The 17244-nt window shown below is 74.3% G+C and carries 16 protein-coding genes and 1 pseudogene; 16 read left to right on the plus strand and 1 reads right to left on the minus strand.

All coding sequences use genetic code 11. The features are described 5' to 3' along the window. Window positions 1-24 precede the first annotated feature (24 nt). From ABD324_RS37300 to ABD324_RS19270, 9 genes and pseudogenes are all read left to right on the plus strand, one after another. Window positions 25-483: pseudogene (locus tag ABD324_RS37300) on the plus strand (ATP-binding cassette domain-containing protein); the annotation flags it as partial. Window positions 484-633: 150 nt separating this feature from the next. Further along, entirely contained in the window at window positions 634-1485 is an 852-nt protein-coding gene (locus ABD324_RS37305; protein ID WP_425565871.1) for an ABC transporter ATP-binding protein, read from the plus strand. Window positions 1486-1582: 97 nt separating this feature from the next. After that, window positions 1583-2188 (plus strand): helix-turn-helix domain-containing protein, encoded by a 606-nt coding sequence (locus ABD324_RS19240; protein WP_344418677.1) that lies wholly within the window; start codon window positions 1583-1585, stop codon window positions 2186-2188. 194 nt (window positions 2189-2382) lie between these two features. Further along, entirely contained in the window at window positions 2383-4479 is a 2097-nt protein-coding gene (locus ABD324_RS19245) for an acetate--CoA ligase family protein (RefSeq protein ID WP_344418681.1), read from the plus strand. Next, window positions 4476-5609 carry an FAS1-like dehydratase domain-containing protein gene (locus ABD324_RS19250; protein WP_344418684.1) on the plus strand — a complete coding sequence of 378 codons (1134 nt, stop codon included), beginning with the start codon at window positions 4476-4478 and terminating at the stop codon, window positions 5607-5609. Before ABD324_RS19245 ends, ABD324_RS19250 begins: the two co-directional genes overlap by 4 nt. Before the next feature lie 42 nt (window positions 5610-5651). Beyond that, window positions 5652-6281, plus strand: a complete 630-nt coding sequence (locus ABD324_RS19255) for a hypothetical protein (RefSeq protein ID WP_344418686.1) — start codon at window positions 5652-5654, stop codon at window positions 6279-6281. Beyond that, window positions 6278-6601: a DUF4286 family protein gene (locus ABD324_RS19260; RefSeq protein WP_344418688.1), complete on the plus strand. Its 324-nt coding sequence runs from the start codon at window positions 6278-6280 to the stop codon at window positions 6599-6601. The genes ABD324_RS19255 and ABD324_RS19260 overlap by 4 nt, the downstream gene beginning before the upstream one ends. A gap of 31 nt (window positions 6602-6632) precedes the next feature. Next, the gene (locus ABD324_RS19265; RefSeq protein WP_344418691.1) at window positions 6633-7394 is read left to right on the plus strand and encodes an MBL fold metallo-hydrolase; all 762 of its coding nucleotides are present in this window, start codon (window positions 6633-6635) and stop codon (window positions 7392-7394) included. 134 nt (window positions 7395-7528) lie between these two features. Further along, window positions 7529-8122, plus strand: a complete 594-nt coding sequence (locus tag ABD324_RS19270; RefSeq protein WP_344418694.1) for a dihydrofolate reductase family protein — start codon at window positions 7529-7531, stop codon at window positions 8120-8122. Window positions 8123-8185: 63 nt separating this feature from the next. Here the strand turns inward: ABD324_RS19270 and ABD324_RS19275 are convergent, their stop codons facing one another. Continuing rightward, window positions 8186-9814 carry an ATP-binding SpoIIE family protein phosphatase gene (locus ABD324_RS19275; RefSeq protein WP_344418697.1) on the minus strand — a complete coding sequence of 543 codons (1629 nt, stop codon included), beginning with the start codon at window positions 9812-9814 and terminating at the stop codon, window positions 8186-8188. 143 nt (window positions 9815-9957) lie between these two features. Between ABD324_RS19275 and ABD324_RS19280 the strand changes: the two genes are divergently transcribed. The 7 genes from ABD324_RS19280 to ABD324_RS19310 form a co-directional block, all read left to right on the plus strand. After that, window positions 9958-10788, plus strand: coding sequence for an ABC transporter ATP-binding protein (locus ABD324_RS19280; RefSeq protein ID WP_344418701.1), 831 nt, complete (start codon window positions 9958-9960; stop codon window positions 10786-10788). Then, the gene (locus ABD324_RS19285; protein WP_344418704.1) at window positions 10785-11822 is read left to right on the plus strand and encodes a FecCD family ABC transporter permease; all 1038 of its coding nucleotides are present in this window, start codon (window positions 10785-10787) and stop codon (window positions 11820-11822) included. The genes ABD324_RS19280 and ABD324_RS19285 overlap by 4 nt, the downstream gene beginning before the upstream one ends. Next, window positions 11819-12901, plus strand: coding sequence for a FecCD family ABC transporter permease (locus ABD324_RS19290; RefSeq protein WP_344418707.1), 1083 nt, complete (start codon window positions 11819-11821; stop codon window positions 12899-12901). Before ABD324_RS19285 ends, ABD324_RS19290 begins: the two co-directional genes overlap by 4 nt. Window positions 12902-13056: 155 nt before the next feature. Beyond that, complete coding sequence (locus ABD324_RS19295) at window positions 13057-13305, plus strand: MbtH family protein (RefSeq protein ID WP_344418710.1); 249 nt, start codon at window positions 13057-13059, stop codon at window positions 13303-13305. 7 nt (window positions 13306-13312) lie between these two features. Continuing rightward, window positions 13313-14683: a salicylate synthase gene (locus tag ABD324_RS19300; RefSeq protein ID WP_344418713.1), complete on the plus strand. Its 1371-nt coding sequence runs from the start codon at window positions 13313-13315 to the stop codon at window positions 14681-14683. Between the two features lie 2 nt (window positions 14684-14685). After that, entirely contained in the window at window positions 14686-16284 is a 1599-nt protein-coding gene (locus ABD324_RS19305; RefSeq protein ID WP_344418716.1) for an amino acid adenylation domain-containing protein, read from the plus strand. Beyond that, a partial coding sequence (locus tag ABD324_RS19310; protein ID WP_344418719.1) for a phosphopantetheine-binding protein occupies window positions 16281-17244 on the plus strand: 964 nt, incomplete at its 3' end. The genes ABD324_RS19305 and ABD324_RS19310, both read left to right, overlap by 4 nt.

Here is a 17244-nt window from a genome sequence, read left to right on the forward strand (position 1 = left end):
GGGATCACCGCGGTCTCGGACGTCAGCCTCACCTTCCGGCCCGGCGAGATCACCGCCGTCGTCGGCGCCAACGGCGCGGGCAAGACCTCGTTGCTCGACCTGCTCTCCGGGATCATCGAGCCGAGCCGCGGCACGGTGTCGATGGACGGCGGCGACATCAGCAGGCTCTCCGCATGGCGGCGGGGGAGGCGGGGCCTGTTCCGGGGCTTCCAGGACGCGACGCTGTTCGCGGAGCTCAGCGTGCGGGAGACGTTGCGGCTCAGCGCCTACCGCACCCACCGGGTGCATCCGGTGGTGTCCGTGCTGGGGCTGCCGGCCGCGCGCCGGCGCGACGCCGAGATCGACGCCCTGATCGCCTCCGCCGCCGCGGACTACGGCCTCACGGAGTGGCTGGAGACCCCGCTGCGGGACCTGTCGCTCGGGATGATCAAGGTCGTGCAGCTGGCCGCGGTCACGGTGGCCACGCCGTCCTGGGTGCTGCTCGACGAGCCCGCGGCCGGGCTGGCCAGGGCCGAGACGGACCGGCTCGCGGCGCGGCTGCGGGCGGCCTCGGACGCCCTGCCCGACGTCGGGTTCCTGATCGTCGAGCACGACGCGCTGCTGGTCGCGAGCTGTGCGGACCGCGTGATCGTCATGGCGGGTGGGAAGGTCACCGAGGACCTGCGCAAGGGCGACGAGGGCTGGTCGGACCTGCTGCACCCGCCCACCGTCACGGCGGCGACCGTGACCGCGGTGCCGGCAGCTGCCCGTGTCGAGCCGGTCCGTGCCGAGCCGGTGGGCAGCGGGCCGGCGGGCCTGGACGCCAAGGGGCTGCGGATCACGTACGGCCGCTTCACCGCCGTGCACGGGGCGGACATCGCCGTGCGGCCGGCGAGCCTCACGGTCCTGGTCGGGACGAACGGGGCCGGCAAGTCCTCGGTGCTCAACGCGATCGCCGGGCTCCGGCCGCCCGCGGCGGGCAGCGTTGCGATCGACGGGGTGGACGTCACCCGGCGCCCCGCCCACGAGCGCGTCGGCCACGGCCTCGTGCTGGTCCCGTCCGGGCGGGCGCTCTTCGCGAGCCTGACGGTCGCGGAGAACCTCCGGCTCTCGGCGGGCGCCGAGGAGGAGGGGGCGATCGACCCCCTCGAGCTGTTCCCGGAGCTGCGCCCGAAGCTCGGCCAGCGCGCCGGGACGATGAGCGGCGGCGAGCAGCAGATGCTGGCGGTGGCGCGCAGCCTGCGCCTGCGCCCGCGCTACCTGCTGATCGACGAGCTGTCGCTCGGGCTGAGCCCCGCGGCGACGGGCCGGCTGGTCGACGCGCTGCTGGAGATCCGCGACCAGGGCGTCGGCATCCTCGTGGTCGAGCAGAACGCCCCGTTCGCGCTGTCGTACTCCGACGAGGCCTACGTCATGAACCGGGGCCAGGTCGCCTTCCACGGCCCGTCGGCCGAGGCGGCGGCGCGGCCGGACCTGTTCCGGCCCGTCTTCCTGGACACCGCGTGAGGAGCAGAGCGTGACCGTCCGTGTGCTAGCTTGCGACGACGGGTGGAGCCGACCGCGAGCGGACGGCACACCCGATGAAGGCCTTGGGGAGAAGGAGATGGCGGACGACGCGGGAGAGCCGTCGACCAGCACGGAGGCCGATGTCGGTCGGATGCTGCGCGAACACCGGCTCGAGCGCAAGATGACGCTGGCCCAGCTGGCCGAACGTGCCAACGTGTCGACGAGCTACGTCAGCCAGGTCGAACGCGGCGTCGCCAACCCCACCCTGGCCAGCCTCAAGACGCTGTCCAGCGCGCTCGGGATCACGGTCGGCTCGCTGCTGCAGGACGAGCGGACCCCCACCCTCGACTCGGGGGAGCCGGGCGAGGTCAGCGTGCTGCGCGCGGGGAACCGCCGCCGGGTCGTCTACCCCGGGTCCAACATCGCCAACGAGCTGCTCTCGCCCAACCTCCGGATGCAGATGGAGGTCATCTGGGTCGAGGCCCCGCCGGGGAGCGGCTCGGGCGGCCATCCCCACCAGCACGAGGGCGAGGAGTGCGGAGTCGTCATCGCGGGGACGATGCGCTTCTGGGTCGGCGACGAGGAATGGCTGCTGGAGAAGCAGGACGCCATCTACTTCCCGAGCCACCTGCCGCACCGCTGGGTGAGCGGCGGGCCGCAGGACCTCGTGGCGCTCTGGATCATCACCCCGCCGACCTTCTGACGGGGCCCCACCGCAGCGATGAACCGACGGTTCATCGCTGCTGTCGGCGTCCGCGAGTCCGGCTGCGCCCGAACGCTTCGGGCGCAGCTGGGTCCACTCCGGACTTCTTGACTCGGCCTCGCGAGGCTGGCTACTCTCACTGTAGAAATTGAAGTGGTAGTTCAATGACGAGCGCGGACACGGGACGGCACTCCATGACTGACTCTGCTGACGTCGTCGAGCGGTTCGTCGGCGCCCGCCGGATCGCCGTCGTCGGCGCATCCCGGAACGACTCCTCGATCACGGTGCGGCCCGCGGTGTACCTGCGGCGCTACGGGTTCGGCGGCGAGGTCGTGCTCGTGCACCCCTCGGCGGCCGAGCTGCACGGCCTGCGCGCGTACCGGTCGCTGGCGGAGATCGACGGACCGGTCGACCTGGTGATGTCGATGGTCCAGGGCGACGCGGTGCGGCCCGTCGTCCGGGAGTGCATCGATCTCGGGATCCCGGCGGTGATCAGCGTCGCCTCGGGGTTCGAGGGTTCCGGCGGGCAGGAACGGCGCCGGAGCCTCGCGGCGCTGGTCGCCGACCACCCGGGCACCCGCCTGGTGGGCCCGAACTCGGTCGGTGTGCTGAGCACGGTCACGAGGTCCTGGACGACGTTCTCGAGCGTGCTGCTCGACGGACCGCCCGCGCCCGGCAACATCGGGCTCGTCACCCAGTCCGGCGCCGTCGGCAACGGCATCCTGATGACGTTGCAGGCGCGGGGCGTCGGGGTGGGCCACTGGTTCAGCACCGGCGACGAGCTCGACGTCGGGGCGCTCGAGGTCGCGACCGCGCTGGTGCACCGGGCGGACTGCAAGGTCGTCGGGCTGTTCCTGGAGGGGATCACCGACCCGGGGTTCCGCAGGCCGCTGGCCGAGGCGATCCGGGCGACCGGCAAGCGGGTCGTCGCGATCCGCTCGGCCTCCTCGGGCAGCGGGAAGGCCGCCGCGCTCGGACACACCGGACGCGTGGTCGGCGACAGCGAGATCGGTCTCGCCGGGTTACGGGAGATCGGCGTCGAGATCGTGGACTCCGTCGACGAGCTGGTCGAGACCCTGACCTTCCTCTCGGTCGCGCCCCCGCGCCCGCCGTCGGACGCGCCCGCCAGGGTCACCGTGGTGACGGTGTCGGGGGCGATGGGAGTCGTGGCGGCGGACCACATCGCCCGCCATCCGTCGCTGGCGCTCGCGTCACTCGACGAGCAGGTCACGGCGGAGCTGGCCCGCCTCGTCCCGTCCTACAGCGGGGACGAGCCTGCCAACCCGCTCGACGTGCCGGTGCTGGGCGACCCGGCGGTGTTCGAGCAGGTGGTCAAGGTCGTCACCGGCTCGGACGGCGGCGACGCGACGATGATCGTGACGACGACCCTCGCCCACGACTACGAGTCGATCAGCCGGCACCTGCACTCGGACCGGCCCGTCGCCCTCACGCACCTCAGCGCGGCGGAGTCGTTCACGCCGGAGCAGGCTCGCCGGCTCACCGAGCAGGGCGTCGCGGTGCTGCGGTCGCCCTACACCGCGGTCCGGGCGCTGGCGGTGTGGAGCGGTGCCGGGCCCGACGTGCCGGCCGCCGAGCCGGACCCCGGCCACGACGACCACGACGGGGCGGCCGCCCGACAGCTCGGCGTGGTCGCGTCGGGCGACGTGCTGGGCGGTGTCCTGTCCGGCTGGATGCCGCCGGTCCGCGTCGTGGCCGACGAGGCCGACGCCGTGGCCTTCCTCGCGGAGGCGGGTGGCCCGGTGGTGGTCAAGGCCGAGGGATCGGCGATCGCCCACCGGACCGAGCTCGGCGCGGTCGCGGTCGGGCTCACCGACGAGGCCGCGGTGCGCGAGGCCTACCGGCGGATCTCGGCGATCTGCGCCGCCGGTGGTGACCGCGTGGTGGCCCAGGCGATGTCCCGGCCCGGCACCGAGGTGCTGGTGTCGGTGGTGCGCGATCCCGAGCTCGGCACGGTCGCCCTCTGCCGGCTCGGCGGCGTGCAGGTGGAGCTCGGCTCCTCGGCGACCCTCGTCCTCACGGACTACGACGAGGGCTGGGTCGGCGCCCTGCGCGAGTCCGCCGTCGGGAAGGTCCTCGCCGGCTGGCGGGGCGAGGAGCCGGGGGACGCCGAGGCGCTGCTGCAGTTCGTCCGCGAGGTCCGGGAACGGGGCGAGCACGTCCCCGGTCTGCGGCTCGCGGAGTTCAACCCGGTCCTCGTCCACGCCGCCGGGCAGGGAGTGACCGCGGTGGACGTCGTGACCTATCTCGACCCTAGCGAAGGAGCGCAATGAGCCAGCTGGACTACCAGGTCGCCATGACCGACGAGATGGTGGAGGCGGCTGCGGAGCTCGAGGGCCGGCCGCTGCGCGTGGAGCCCTGGAACCACGAGGCCACGCTCGACACGATCCGCCACTACGCCCACGGCGTCGGCGACCGCAATCCGCTGTGGACGGACGAGGAGTACGCCCGCTCGACCCCGTACGGGGACGTGATCGCTCCGCCGACCTTCCTCTACTCCCTCTACGACGGGGCGATCGGCCTGGGCTTCGAGGGCGTCCAGCCGATCTACGCCGGCACCGAGTGGACCTTCCACGAGCGCATCCGGCGCGGCGACCGCCTCGTCCCCGAGGCCGTGATGGGCCCGGTCACGGTGCACGCCGGCGGGACGGCGTCGCGCTTCGCCATCCAGCGGGTGACCACCCGCTACACCCGGGCGTCGGACGGCGTGCTGGTGGCCGAGGCGCTGGCGTCGACCTTCCGGGTCCCGCGCTCGGGGGTCGACGGCGGCCTGAGGTACGAGGCCCGCGAGGCCGCCGCGTACAGCGACGCGGAGATGGACGCCTTCGGGGAGGAGGCCCGCGCCGAGGTCGTCCGTGGCGCGGACCCCCGCTACGCCGACGACGTCACCGTCGGGGACCCGGTGCCGACCGTCCTCAAGGGACCGCTGCACCAGATCACGATGACCGCGTACTACGCGGGCTGCATCGGTTCGCCCGGCTACAAGGCCGACGAGGTCGCCTGGTGGTACCGGTACTGGGCGCTGAACGACCCGGAGCGGCTGCCGAACAACTACGACCCCACGTACTTCTCCGAGCGGGTGCTGCCGAGCCTCGGGCACCAGAACGCGGACGTCGCCCGCGAGATCGGCATGCCGGGCGCCTACGGCAACGGGCCGCAGAAGTGCGGATGGCTCGCCCACAGCGTCCTCAACTGGATGGGCGACGCGGGGGAGCTGGTGGAGTACAAGGTCCGGTTGCGCCGTCCGGACGTCTTCGGCGACATCGCCCGCTGCGGCGGCACGGTGGAGTCCGTCGACGTCGCGACGGGGCGCGTCGGCATCAGCCTCCGGGCGACCAACCAGCTCGGGGAGCAGACCTCGGAGGGCTCGGCGGTCGTCGTCCTGCCCCGTCGGAACGCCTGAGCACGCCCGACCACGAAGCCGACCGGATCCCGGAGGGAACGCATGCGCGCGAGCGTGGTCATGGTCGAACCGGGCAGCCCGGACGACCTCCTCGCCGACGACCGGGTGCGGACGCTCCTCGCGGCGTTCCCGGTCGTCACGGCCACCGGGTACCGCACCCCGGAGGCGGAGCAGGTCGTGCTGCTGGAGACCCCGGACGCCCCCGCGGCGGTGGCGGTGGCGGACGCGGTCGACGCGCTGGCGGCCGGCTGGGCCGTCCGCGCGCTGCAGGCGGTGCACCGCATGGCCCGCGACGCGGCGGGGGAGGCCGTCCAGGTCCCGCTGTCCGCCGCGCTCCGGACGCGCCCCGCGCACCTCATGTCGGTCGTGCTGCCCGTCCCGGCGGGCCGGCTCGACGAATGGAGCCGGTGGTACGACGATCACCACATGCCGACGGTGCTGACCCTCGAGCGGGCCATCACGGTCGGCCACCGGTTCGCGCCGCTCCGGCGGGCGGACCCCGACGAGCACCTGGTGTTCTACGAGTTCCCGGCCGCGGCCGATCTCGAGCGGTTCGGCAACGGCGCCGTCCCGGCCACGAAGACGGCGGAGTACCTCGAGCGGTGGGGGGTCCGCAACCGGCGGCGGATGCTGGGCCCGCCCACCGACGTCCCAGGAGGCGGAACCCGATGACCAGCTCGCTGCTGATGGTGGAGCTCCCGGTGCCGGCGGGCCGGGAGGAGGAGTGGAACACCTGGTACCACGAGGTGCACATGCCCGACGTGCTCGCGAACGTCCCCGGTGTGGTGGCGACCAGGCGCTACCGCGTCCTGAACGACGCCGACCACGACATCCACTACGTCGTCCTCCACGAGTTCGCGTCGCTCGAGCTGCTCGAGGCCTACATCGGGTCGACGACGGTGGCGGACCGCTGGGGGGAGTACGAGGTGCTGTGGGGCAGGCCCGCCCACTACCGCCGCCGCGGCCTGCAGTTCCTCCTCGAGCTCCCCTGACCGTCTCGTCCTCCCGAAGGGAACCGCCACCATGCCGGCCAGGATCACGCCCCTCGACTGCGGGCACATCACGGACGTCGAGCGCTCCGGGCAGCAGTACATGCGGGGCTTCGGCGAGCACATCTGCACGCAGGCCGTGCTGTGGCTCGTGCAGTCCGAGGAGGCGACGATCGTGGTCGACGTCGGCCCGGGCACCCCGGAGCTGGTGGCGGAGCGGCACGGGCGCACCCTCGTCCAGAGCCCGGAGCAGCATCCCGCGGCGGCGCTCGAGAAGCACGGTGTGGACATCGACGACGTGGACGTCGTCGTGCAGACGCACCTGCACTGGGACCACTGCCTCGGGCTGGAGCTGGACCTGTTCCCGAAGGCGGAGATCTACATCCAGCGCGCGGAGCTGGCCTACGCGGCGGCGCCCTATCCCGCCCACAGCCGGCTCTACGACGCGACCGTGCTGCACAGGCTGCTGCCGGCCTTCGACCGCGGGTACCGCAACGTGAAGGTCGTCGACGGCGACTTCCGGCTCACCCGCGACTGTCGCCTGCTCAAGACGCCCGGGCACAGCCCGGGCACCCAGGCCACCCTCGTCACCACGGGATCCGGGGTGGTCGCCATCGCCTCGGACAACCTGCCGCTGCAGGAGTCGTGGACGGGCCGCACGCTCGAGGACTGGACCCCTCCCGGCGTGCACGTCAACCTCGACGAGTTCTACGAGAGCATGGCGCGGCTCGCCGACCGCGCCGATCTCGTCCTCCCCAGCCACGATCCGTGCGTCATCGGCCAGGTGTACGAGTGACCCTCCCGGCCGTCACGCCGCGGCACGGGTGACGGTCGACGGGGGAGCGATGAGTCCGGGATGCCGGCGGGGTCTGCCCCTGCATGACCGGAGGATCGGCAGCAGGCCGGTCCGTCACCGACCGGAGGCCCTCGATGACCGCCACCTACACGTTCGACGTCTTCTCCAGCCTCGACGGATACGGCTCCTACGGGGGTGACGGCGACTGGGGCGGCTACTGGGGCAAGCAGGGCCCGGAGCTGCTCGACCACCGGCTCGCCTCGTTCGAGGCCGAGCAGCGGATGGTGTTCGGGGGCACCACCTTCCGGCAGTTCGTGGACATGCTGGCCGCGAGCTCCGAGGGCGACGACGTGCGCGACCGCTGGGTCGGCCGGATGCGGGGCATGCCGGCCACCGTCGTCTCCTCGACGCTGGAAGGACCCCTGGACTGGCCCGACGCCACCGTCGTGGGTGGCGACGCCGTCGAGGTCGTCGCGCGGCTCAAGCAGGAGTCCCCGGTGCCGTTGCGCTCGCACGGGAGCCTGTCGCTGAACTGGGCGCTGCTGGCCGCCGGCCTGGTCGACCGCGTGCAGGTGACGGTCTTCCCGGTGATCACCGGCAGGACCGGGACGGACCCGGTCTTCGGCGGCGCGGCCGACTTCGACCTGGAACTGCTCGAGCAGCGGACGCTCGACCACGACATCCAGGAGCTCGTCTACCGGCCCACCCTGCACGTCGTCGGGCGCTGAGGACGCAAGGAGATCCGCGACGGCCCGGCGCCGACCTCGTGCGCGCCGTCGGCCCCCGGTGGCTCAGCGCCGGGTGACGGGGAGGTCGGCCACCACCGTCTTGCCCTCGTCGTGGTGGTGGAAGGACCAGCCGGTGGCCAGGTCGTCGACCATCTGCAGGCCCCGGCCCCGGACGGCGTGGACGTCGAGGGCCTGCAGCCGCGGCGGGGCGGCCGAGCCGTCCGTGACCTCGAGGCGCAGCGACTCGTCGGTCAGGGTGGCGGTGAGCCGGTACGGGGTGCGGGCGTGGTCGACGGCGTTGCTCGCGAGCTCGCTCGCGATCATGGTCGCGTCGTCCGTGCTGTCGTCGTCGATGCCGGCGGAGTGCAGGAAGTCCCGCAGGTCGCGGCGGACGGCGGCGCACGACCCGGGCGTGGGCTCGTGCTTCCACGACATCCGCTGCTGGGAGACCGAGGGCGCATAGGCGACCAGCGCGAGGGCGCGGTCGTCGCCGCGCAGCGGGGTCCGCTCGTCGACGCTGGTCATGAGGGCGTCGAGGGCCCCGTCGGGGTTCTCGGCCCAGGCCGGCCCGACGGCGCCGAGCTGGGTGCCGAGGAGCTCGAGCAGGCCGTCGGTCCACAGCACCTCGCCGCGCTCGTCCCGGGCCTCGACGAGCCCGTCCGTGTAGAGCAGCAGCGCCCAGCGCTCGGGCAGCGGGATCTCGACCGCGGGCCAGGTGGTGCCGAGGCGCACGCCGAGCGGGACCCCGAGATGGTGGTCGGGTAGCAGCCGGGGAACGGTGGGGCCGCCGGCCTCGCCCGTGTCGACGAGGACGGGCGGCGGATGCCCGGCGAGGTAGAGGTCGAGATGGCTGCGGTCGGCGGCCACGGAGACCATCGCGACGGTGGTGAACAGGATCGGGTCGTGGCGCTCGGTGGCCAGCACCCGGTCCAGCAGCGGGAGCACGTGAGCGGCGGGCATGCCGGCGAGGATCAGTGTGCGCCAGGCGATCCGGAGGCTGACGCCGATCGCGGCCTCGTCCGGCCCGTGCCCGCTGACGTCGCCGATGATGAGGTTGAGGGTGCCGTCGTCGGTCTCCACGGCGTCGTAGAAGTCGCCGCCGAGCAGCAGCCGGCGCGCGCCCGGCTGGTAGCGGGCCGTGACGGTGACGGCCGGGTCGCGCAGCAGGGCGGTGGGCAGCAGCCCGCGCCCGAGCCGGCGGTTCTCCCGCTCGTGCACCCGGGCCTCGTGCAGCTGGCGGTCGAGGGCCTCCGCACGGCGGCGCTCGACCGCGTACTGCACCGCGCGGGTCAGTGAGCGACCGTCGATGCGGTCCTTGACCAGGAAGTCCTCGGCCCCGGCTGCGACGGCGGCCCGGCCGCGCTTCTCGTCGACGTCGCCGGTCAGCACGATGATCGCCGGATGGTCCTCGGCGCCGAGGAGGCGGGTGAGGCCGTCGAGCCCGTCGGCGTCGGGGAGGTTGAGGTCGAGCAGCACGCAGTCCGCGTCGCCCTGGTGCACGATCGCGTCCGCCAGGTTCTGGACGTGGACGACGTCGGTGATGTCGCCGACCTCGGCGAACAGCTCGGTGACGATCAGGGCGTCCCCGGAGTCGTCGTCGACCAGGAGCACCCGGGGCGTGCGGGGCGCCTTCGCGGCGTCCGGGAGCAGGGCTCCGGGATCCGCCACGCGCGCCGCCGGATCGTCCGCCACGGCCGCACGGTAGCCGTCCGGGGCCGGGAACGCACGACCGGCCGCTGGACCACCCGTTCGCCTCCCGCGCTGTGATCCGGATCGGCGTGGTCCCGCGCCGGAACGTCGGTTAGCCTCACCTTCACTGATCCGCAGGAGGACTGATGGGGGAGACGCAGGGTTCGCGCCTGCGCGGGGAGGGCCTCACGCTCTCCTACGACGAGCGGACGGTCGTCCGGGACCTGTCGATCGACATCCCGGACTCCGGGTTCACGGTCATCGTCGGGCCCAACGCCTGTGGCAAGTCCACGCTGCTCAAGGCCCTGGCGCGGATCCTCGCGCCGGAGTCGGGAACCATCCATCTCGATCACGCGCTGATCCAGGGGTACTCCACCAAGGAGGTCGCGCGCCGGCTCGGGCTGCTGCCCCAGACCTCGATCGCCCCCGGGGGCATCACCGTCGGCGGGCTCGTGGCACGCGGCCGCTACCCGCACCAGAAGCTGTTGCGGCAGTGGTCGCCCCGGGACGAGGCGGCGGTGGCCGCGGCGCTGGAGCTCACCCGCACCGCGGACCTCGTGGACCGCTACGTCGACGAGCTGTCCGGCGGGCAGCGCCAGCGGGTGTGGCTCGCGATGGTGCTCGCCCAGGAGACCTCGATCCTGCTGCTCGACGAGCCGACGACGTTCCTCGACATCGCCCACCAGATCGAGGTCCTCGACCTCTGCGCGGTGCTGCACGAGGAGCGCGGGCACACGCTCGTCGCGGTGCTGCACGACCTCAACCAGGCCTGCCGCTACGCGACCACGCTCGTCGTCATGCGCGAGGGCCGGATCCTGGCGCAGGGCGCGCCCACGGAGATCGTCACCGCGGAGCTGGTGGAGGAGACGTTCGGCGTGCACTGCCGGGTGGTGCCGGACCCCGAGTCCGGCACGCCGATGATCGTCCCGCGCTGGTCCGGGCGGCGCACGGTGCTGCCGGCCGGAGCGGACACGTGACGCTCACCGCGCCGCGTCCCGCCGCCGTCCGTCCGCGGCGCGGCCTCGCGACCCGCTCGTCCTGGCTCGTGGTCGCCGTCGCGGTCCTGGCGGTCCTCTGCCTGTTCAGCCTCGCCGTCGGCGCCCAGGGCATCCCGCTCGGCACGGTCTGGCGGGCACTGTGGACGGACGACGGCTCGGACCAGGCTTTCATCGTCGCCGACCTGCGGATCCCGCGCACCCTGATCGGCCTCGGGGTCGGGGCGGCGCTGGGGCTCACCGGGGCGCTGATGCAGGGGCTGACCCGCAACCCGCTGGCCGATCCCGGCATCCTGGGGGTGAACGCCGGGTCGTCGGCCGCCGTCGTCCTCGCCATCGCCGTGTTCGGGGTGACGACGCCGGCAGGCTACGTCTGGTTCGCGTTCGCCGGCGCTGCCGCGGCCGCCGTGGTCGTGTACCTGCTCGGTGCCACCGGCCGCGTCGTCTCCCCGGAGCGGACCGTGCTCGCGGGCGCGGCGGTCAGCGCGGTGCTCGTCTCCTTCGTCTCCACGGTGCTGTTGCTGTCCCCGGACACCTTCGACTCCTTCCGGTTCTGGGCGATCGGCTCGCTGGCCGGTCGCAGGATGGACATCGTGGTGACCCTGGCGCCGTTCCTGCTGGTGGGGATCGTGCTGGCGCTCGGCCTCGGCCGCGCGCTCAACGCCCTGGCGCTGGGCGACCAGACCGGCGCCGCCCTGGGCGTCCGGCTCGGGCGCACCCGGCTGCTCACCGGGATCGCCGTCACCCTGCTCTGCGGGGTGGCGACGGCGGCGGTGGGCCCGATCGGCTTCGTCGGCCTGACGGTGCCGCACGTCGCCCGCATGATCGTCGGACCCGACCAGCGCTGGGTGCTGCCGTACTCGATGGTCCTGGCCCCGGTCCTGCTCCTCGCGGCGGACGTCGTCGGGCGCGTGGCGCTGCCCTCGGGCGAGCTGGAGGTCGGCATCGTCACGGCGTTCCTCGGCGCCCCGGTCTTCGTGCTGCTCTGCCGCCGGCGCCGGATCGCGCAGCTGTGAGCGCCACCGTGGACACCGCCGTCGCCGAGCCGCCGGTGCGCAGGCGGCGCCCGGCCCGGGTGCTGCGCGCCGGGGGGCTGTCGGTGCGCTGGGAGCGTCGCGCCGCCCGGGCCGCCGTCCTCCTGCTGGTCGCGCTCGTGCTGCTGGGCTTCGCGGCCCTGCTGACCGGCCCCGTGGCGATCGCACCGGGCGAGGTGCTCGCGAGCCTGCTCGGGCAGGGGCGTGCGGGGACGGACTACGCCGTGCTCGGGCTGAGGCTGCCGCGGCTGGCGACCGCCGTCGTGGTGGGCGTCGCGCTCGGGGCCAGCGGCGCGATCTTCCAGACGATCTCGCGCAACCCCCTGGGGAGCCCGGACATCATCGGCTTCACGACGGGTGCGGCGACGGGTGGCGTCCTGGCGATCCTGATCTTCCGGGCCGGTGCGACCGGGACCTCGGTGGCCGCCGTGGTCGGCGGCCTGCTCACGGCGGTGCTCGTGTACGCGCTGGCCTACCGCCGCGGGGTCGACGGCTTCCGGCTGATCCTCGTCGGGATCGGCATCACCGCCGTCATCGAGGCGGTCAACAGCTACCTGATCGCCCGCGCGCGGCTGCAGGTCGCCCTGGAGGCGCAGGTCTGGCAGGTGGGCAGCCTGAACGGCCGGACGTGGACGAACGCCCTGGGCGTGGCCGTCGCGCTGGCCGTCCTGCTGCCGGTCGCGGTGGGCTTCGGGCGGCGGCTGTCGATGCTCGAGATGGGCCCGGAGGCGGCCCGCGCCCGCGGGGTCCCCGTCCAGGGGACGACGGTGGTGATGGTCGTCGTCGGCGTCGGGCTGGCGGCCGTCGCGACCGCCGCGGCCGGCCCGATCTCCTTCGTGGCACTGGCCGCGCCGCAGCTCGCGCGCAGGCTGAGCCGCACGGAGGGCGCGGGCCTGGTCACCGCCGGGCTGATGGGGGCCGTGCTGCTCGTCGCCAGCGACGTCCTCGCGCAGCGGCTCATCGAGTCGCGGCCGTTGCCGGTCGGTCTCGGAACCGGGCTGGTGGGCGGGCTCTACCTCGCCTGGCTGCTGGCCCGGGAGTGGCGCCGGGGTCGCGGCTGAGCCGCGTACGGGTGTTTCCGTGGCACGTCGATCATGTGACGACCATCGCCCGTGATCGCTGAATCGGAGCATTCCGGGCAGCCTTGCTTTGGTTAGGCTTACTTCGCTCAGGCGCCGCCATCGGTGGCATCCGGACGGTCACGAGGAGTTCCTTGATGTCCAGCAACCCCTTCGACGACGAGAACGGCGTTTTCTACGCGCTCGTGAACGACGAGGGCCAGTACTCCCTCTGGCCCACCTTCGCGGAGGTCCCGTCGGGGTGGACGGTCGAGCACGGACCGGAGTCCCGGTCGTCGTGCCTGGAGTACATCGAGCGGACGTGGACCGACATGCGCCCCCGCAGCCTCGTCGAGCGCATGGAGCGCGACGAGAAGGCGCGCTCCGACGCGGCCCACTCCGCGTAGGCCGGCGATGACCATCGAGGCTTCGCTCGCGCCGTCGGCCCTCCGGGGAGCCGGCGCGCCGCGGTCCGAGCGCACCGTGGCGGCCGGCCGCCCCGCGCGCACGGTCGGCATCGCGCTGGCCCGGGCCGCGGACGCCCGGTCGGCCGGGCCCTACATGCTCTACGAGCGCAACGGCCGGTGGTCGTTCGCGCTGGGGGCGGCGGCCGAGGTCGTGCTCCACCGGGACGCCGTGCGCGTCCGTCGCGGGGACGGCGACTGGACCGACATCCCCGTCGGAGCCGAGCCGCTGCAGCAGGTCGCGGACCTGGTCGCCGGGACCCACGCCTACGGATGGGCGGCGTTCGAGCTCAGTCATCTCCTGCACGGATCGGGCGGTCCGGCGGTTCCCGGCGGGGAGATCGACGACGCGGGTCCGTTGCTGCACCTGATCGTGCCGCGGGCCGATGCCCGGATCGGCGACGATCTCGTCGCGTTCTCGGCCGTCGACGAGTCGGATCTCGACTGGATGGCCGCCGCCGCGGCGACGGCCGATCCGATCGCCCACCGGGAGCCGGCGGAGATCGTCGTGGACGGCCCGGGCGCGGAGAGCTACCAGGAGGCCGTCGCCTCCGCGGTGCGGGACATCAACGCCGGTGAGCTGCAGAAGGTGATCCTCTCCCGCGAGCTCCTCGTCGGCCCCGCGATCGACCTGGCCGCGAGCTTCGAGGCCGGCCGCGCGGCGAACACCCCCGCGCGGTCGTTCCTGCTCGATCTGGGTGGGATCCGGGCGGCGGGGTTCAGCCCCGAGACGATCGTCGAGGTCGACGGTCTGGGTGGCGTGTCCACCCAGCCGCTCGCGGGCACCCGGGCACTGGAGGGCGACGGCACGGACGCCGATCGCCGGGCCGAGCTGCTCACCGATCCGAAGGAGATCTTCGAGCACGCGATCTCGGTGTACATCGCCCAGGACGAACTGCGCACCGTCTGCGCGGACGGATCGGTCTCGGTCACCGAGTTCATGGCGGTCCGGGAGCGGGGGAGCGTCCAGCACCTGGCGTCGCGGGTGAGCGGGCGGCTGCGCGAGGACCGCAACGCCTGGCACGCCTTCGCCGCCCTGTTCCCCGCGGTCACGGCCTCCGGGGTGCCGAAGGCCGAGGCGTGCGAGTCGATCCTGCGTCACGAGGGGCACCGCGGGCTCTACAGCGGCGCCGTCCTGCAGGTCGGGGCGGACGGCGGCCTCGACGCGGCGCTGGTGCTCCGCTCGATCTACCAGCGCGACGGCCGGACCTGGCTGCGCGCCGGAGCGGGCATCGTCGGCGCGTCGACGCCCGCGCGCGAGTACGAGGAGACCTGCGAGAAGCTGCGCAGCGTCAGCCGGACCCTCGTCCCGGGGGCCTGACGGTGCTCTCCGCTCCGCGCGCGGCGCCCCACCCGCGCACCCTCCCCGCGCTGTTCGCGGCCGCGCTCGCCCGGGACCCGGGGGCGACGGCCGTCGTCTCGGGGCCGGACCGGCTGACCTACGCCGAGCTCGACGCCCGGGCCGACCGGCTCGCGCGCCGGCTCGTCGCGGCCGGCGCGGGGCCCGAGCGGATCGTGGGCGTGGCAGTGGGCCGCACCGTCGAGCTCGTCGTCGCCGTGCTCGGGGTGGTCCGGTCCGGTGCGGCGTACCTGCCGCTCGACCGCGCCTACCCGGCCGCCCGGACGGCGTTCATGCTGGCCGACGCCTCGCCGGTCGCGATCGTGGTGGACGGGGCGGGCGCCCCGGCGGGTGCCGGGGACATCACCCCCGTGCCCGTCGCGGGGGAGACCGCCGATGCCGCGCTGCCGGGGGCCGATGCCGGTCAGCCGGGGGCCGATGGCGTGCTGCCGGCGATCGACCCGGACACCACGGCGTACGTGATCTACACGTCCGGTTCCACGGGCGTGCCCAAGGGTGTCCTGGTGCCGCACGCGAGCGCCGCGGCCCTGTTCGCGGCCACGGCCCGGGTCTACGCCGCCGGACCGGGTGACGTGTGGGCCTGCTGCCACTCCGCCTCGTTCGACTTCTCGGTGTGGGAGATCTGGGGCCCACTGGTGACCGGGGGCGCGACCCTCGTCGTCCCCACGGAGCTGACCTGGTCCCCGGCCGACCTGCTGGGTGCCCTCGCCGCGCACGGTGTCACCGTGCTGAGCCAGACGCCGTCGTCGTTCGACCGCCTGATGCGGGCCGAGGCGGACCGGGAGGCCGCCGGGGAGCCGCCGCTGCCGGTCCGGACCGTCGTGTTCGGCGGGGAGGCGCTCGATCCCGCGCGGCTGCACGGCCGGCTCGCGACGCTGCCGCGGCTGGTCAACATGTACGGCATCACCGAGACCACGGTGCACGTCACGCACGCCGACACCGCGCCCGGTTCGCCGGCGACGATCGGGGAGCCGCTCGCGGGCCTGTCCGTCTCGCTGCGGGACGACCGGCTGGCCGCGGCGGAGGCCGGCGAGATGTACGTCGCCGGCCCGCAGCTGGCCCGCGGGTACGGGGGCCGGCCGGGGCTCACCGCGACGCGGTTCGTCGCCGCTCCCGGGGGCACCCGCGCCTACCGCTCCGGCGACCTCGCCGTGCGGCGCGACGGCGCGCTGACCTTCGCCGGCCGCGCGGACGCGCAGGTCACGCTGCGGGGCTTCCGGATCGAGCTCGGCGAGGTCGAGGCGGCCGTCGCCACGCACCCGCTCGTCGCCGCCTGCGCGGTGGCCGTGTCCGGGGACCAGCGGCTCGTCGCCCACGTGGTGGCCGGGCCGCTCGCCGAGCGGGAGCTCGCCGCGGTCCGTGCGCACGCCGCCGAGCGGTTGCCCGCCCACATGGTGCCCGCGCTCGTCGTCCCGATCGCGGAGCTCCCGCTCACCCCCAACGGGAAGCTCGACCGGGCCGCCCTCCCCGCGCCGCCCCCCGTCCCGGGGACCACCACCCGTCCCGACCGGCGCGCGCTGCTGCGCCGCCGGCTCGCCGGAACTGCCCGAGGTGACCGATGACCGCCCGCCCGCCCTCCGCCGAGAACCTGCGCGCCACCCTGGCCGCGCTCGTCGAGGAGGAGCCCGAGAACCTGCGCGACGACACGGACCTCATCGAGGTCGGCCTCGACTCGATCATGCTGATGCGACTGGTCGCGGACTGGCGCCGGGCGGGTCTCGACGTCACGGTGGCCACACTGGCCGAGCAGCCCACCCTCGGCGCGTGGACCCGGATCCTGGCGGCGGCGGAGCCCGCACCGGTCCCGGACGTCCCGGCGACGGGGCTGCCGGCGGCCGAGCCGGCGGGGGAGCGCCCGCTCGGCTCCATGCAGCACGCCTACTGGGTGGGCCGCACGGACGGCCAGTACCTCGGCGGCGTCGCGGCGCACCTCTACACGGAGTTCGACGGGTCCGGTGTGGACCCGGAGGGCGTCGCCCGCGCCCTGACCGGCCTGGTCCGCCGCCACGACATGCTGCGGCTGCGGGTGACCCCGGAGGGCACCCGGGAGGTCGCGCCGGCGCCCGGGCGGGTCGAGCCGGTGGTGCACGACCTGCGCGAGCTGCCCGCCGGCGAGGTCGAGCGCGAGCTCGCCGCGCTGCGCGAGCGCTACTCGCACCAGGTGCTCGACATCGAGGCCGGCGAGGTCTTCACGGTCGCGCTGAGCCTGCTGCCGGGCGGGCGGACCCGGCTGCACCTCGACGTCGACATGGTGGCGGCCGACGCCGTGTCCTACCGGATGCTGCTCGCGCAGCTCGCGTCCGATGTGGATCTTCCCGCGCCCGCCTACGACTACGGCCGCTATCTCGCCGACCGGGCCGCGCGACCACGCCCCGTGGGGCACCGGGAGTACTGGGCGCAGCGGCTGCCGCAGCTCCCCGGCGCCCCCGCCCTGCCGACCGTCGCCGTCCCGGCCGGGACGGCGCCGCGCGTCGCCCGCCGCCACGTCCTGCTCCCCGCGGGGCGCCGCGCCGCCCTGGCCG

Source organism: Pseudonocardia ailaonensis, from assembly GCF_039531635.1.
Classification (GTDB): Bacteria; Actinomycetota; Actinomycetes; order Mycobacteriales; family Pseudonocardiaceae; genus Pseudonocardia; species Pseudonocardia ailaonensis.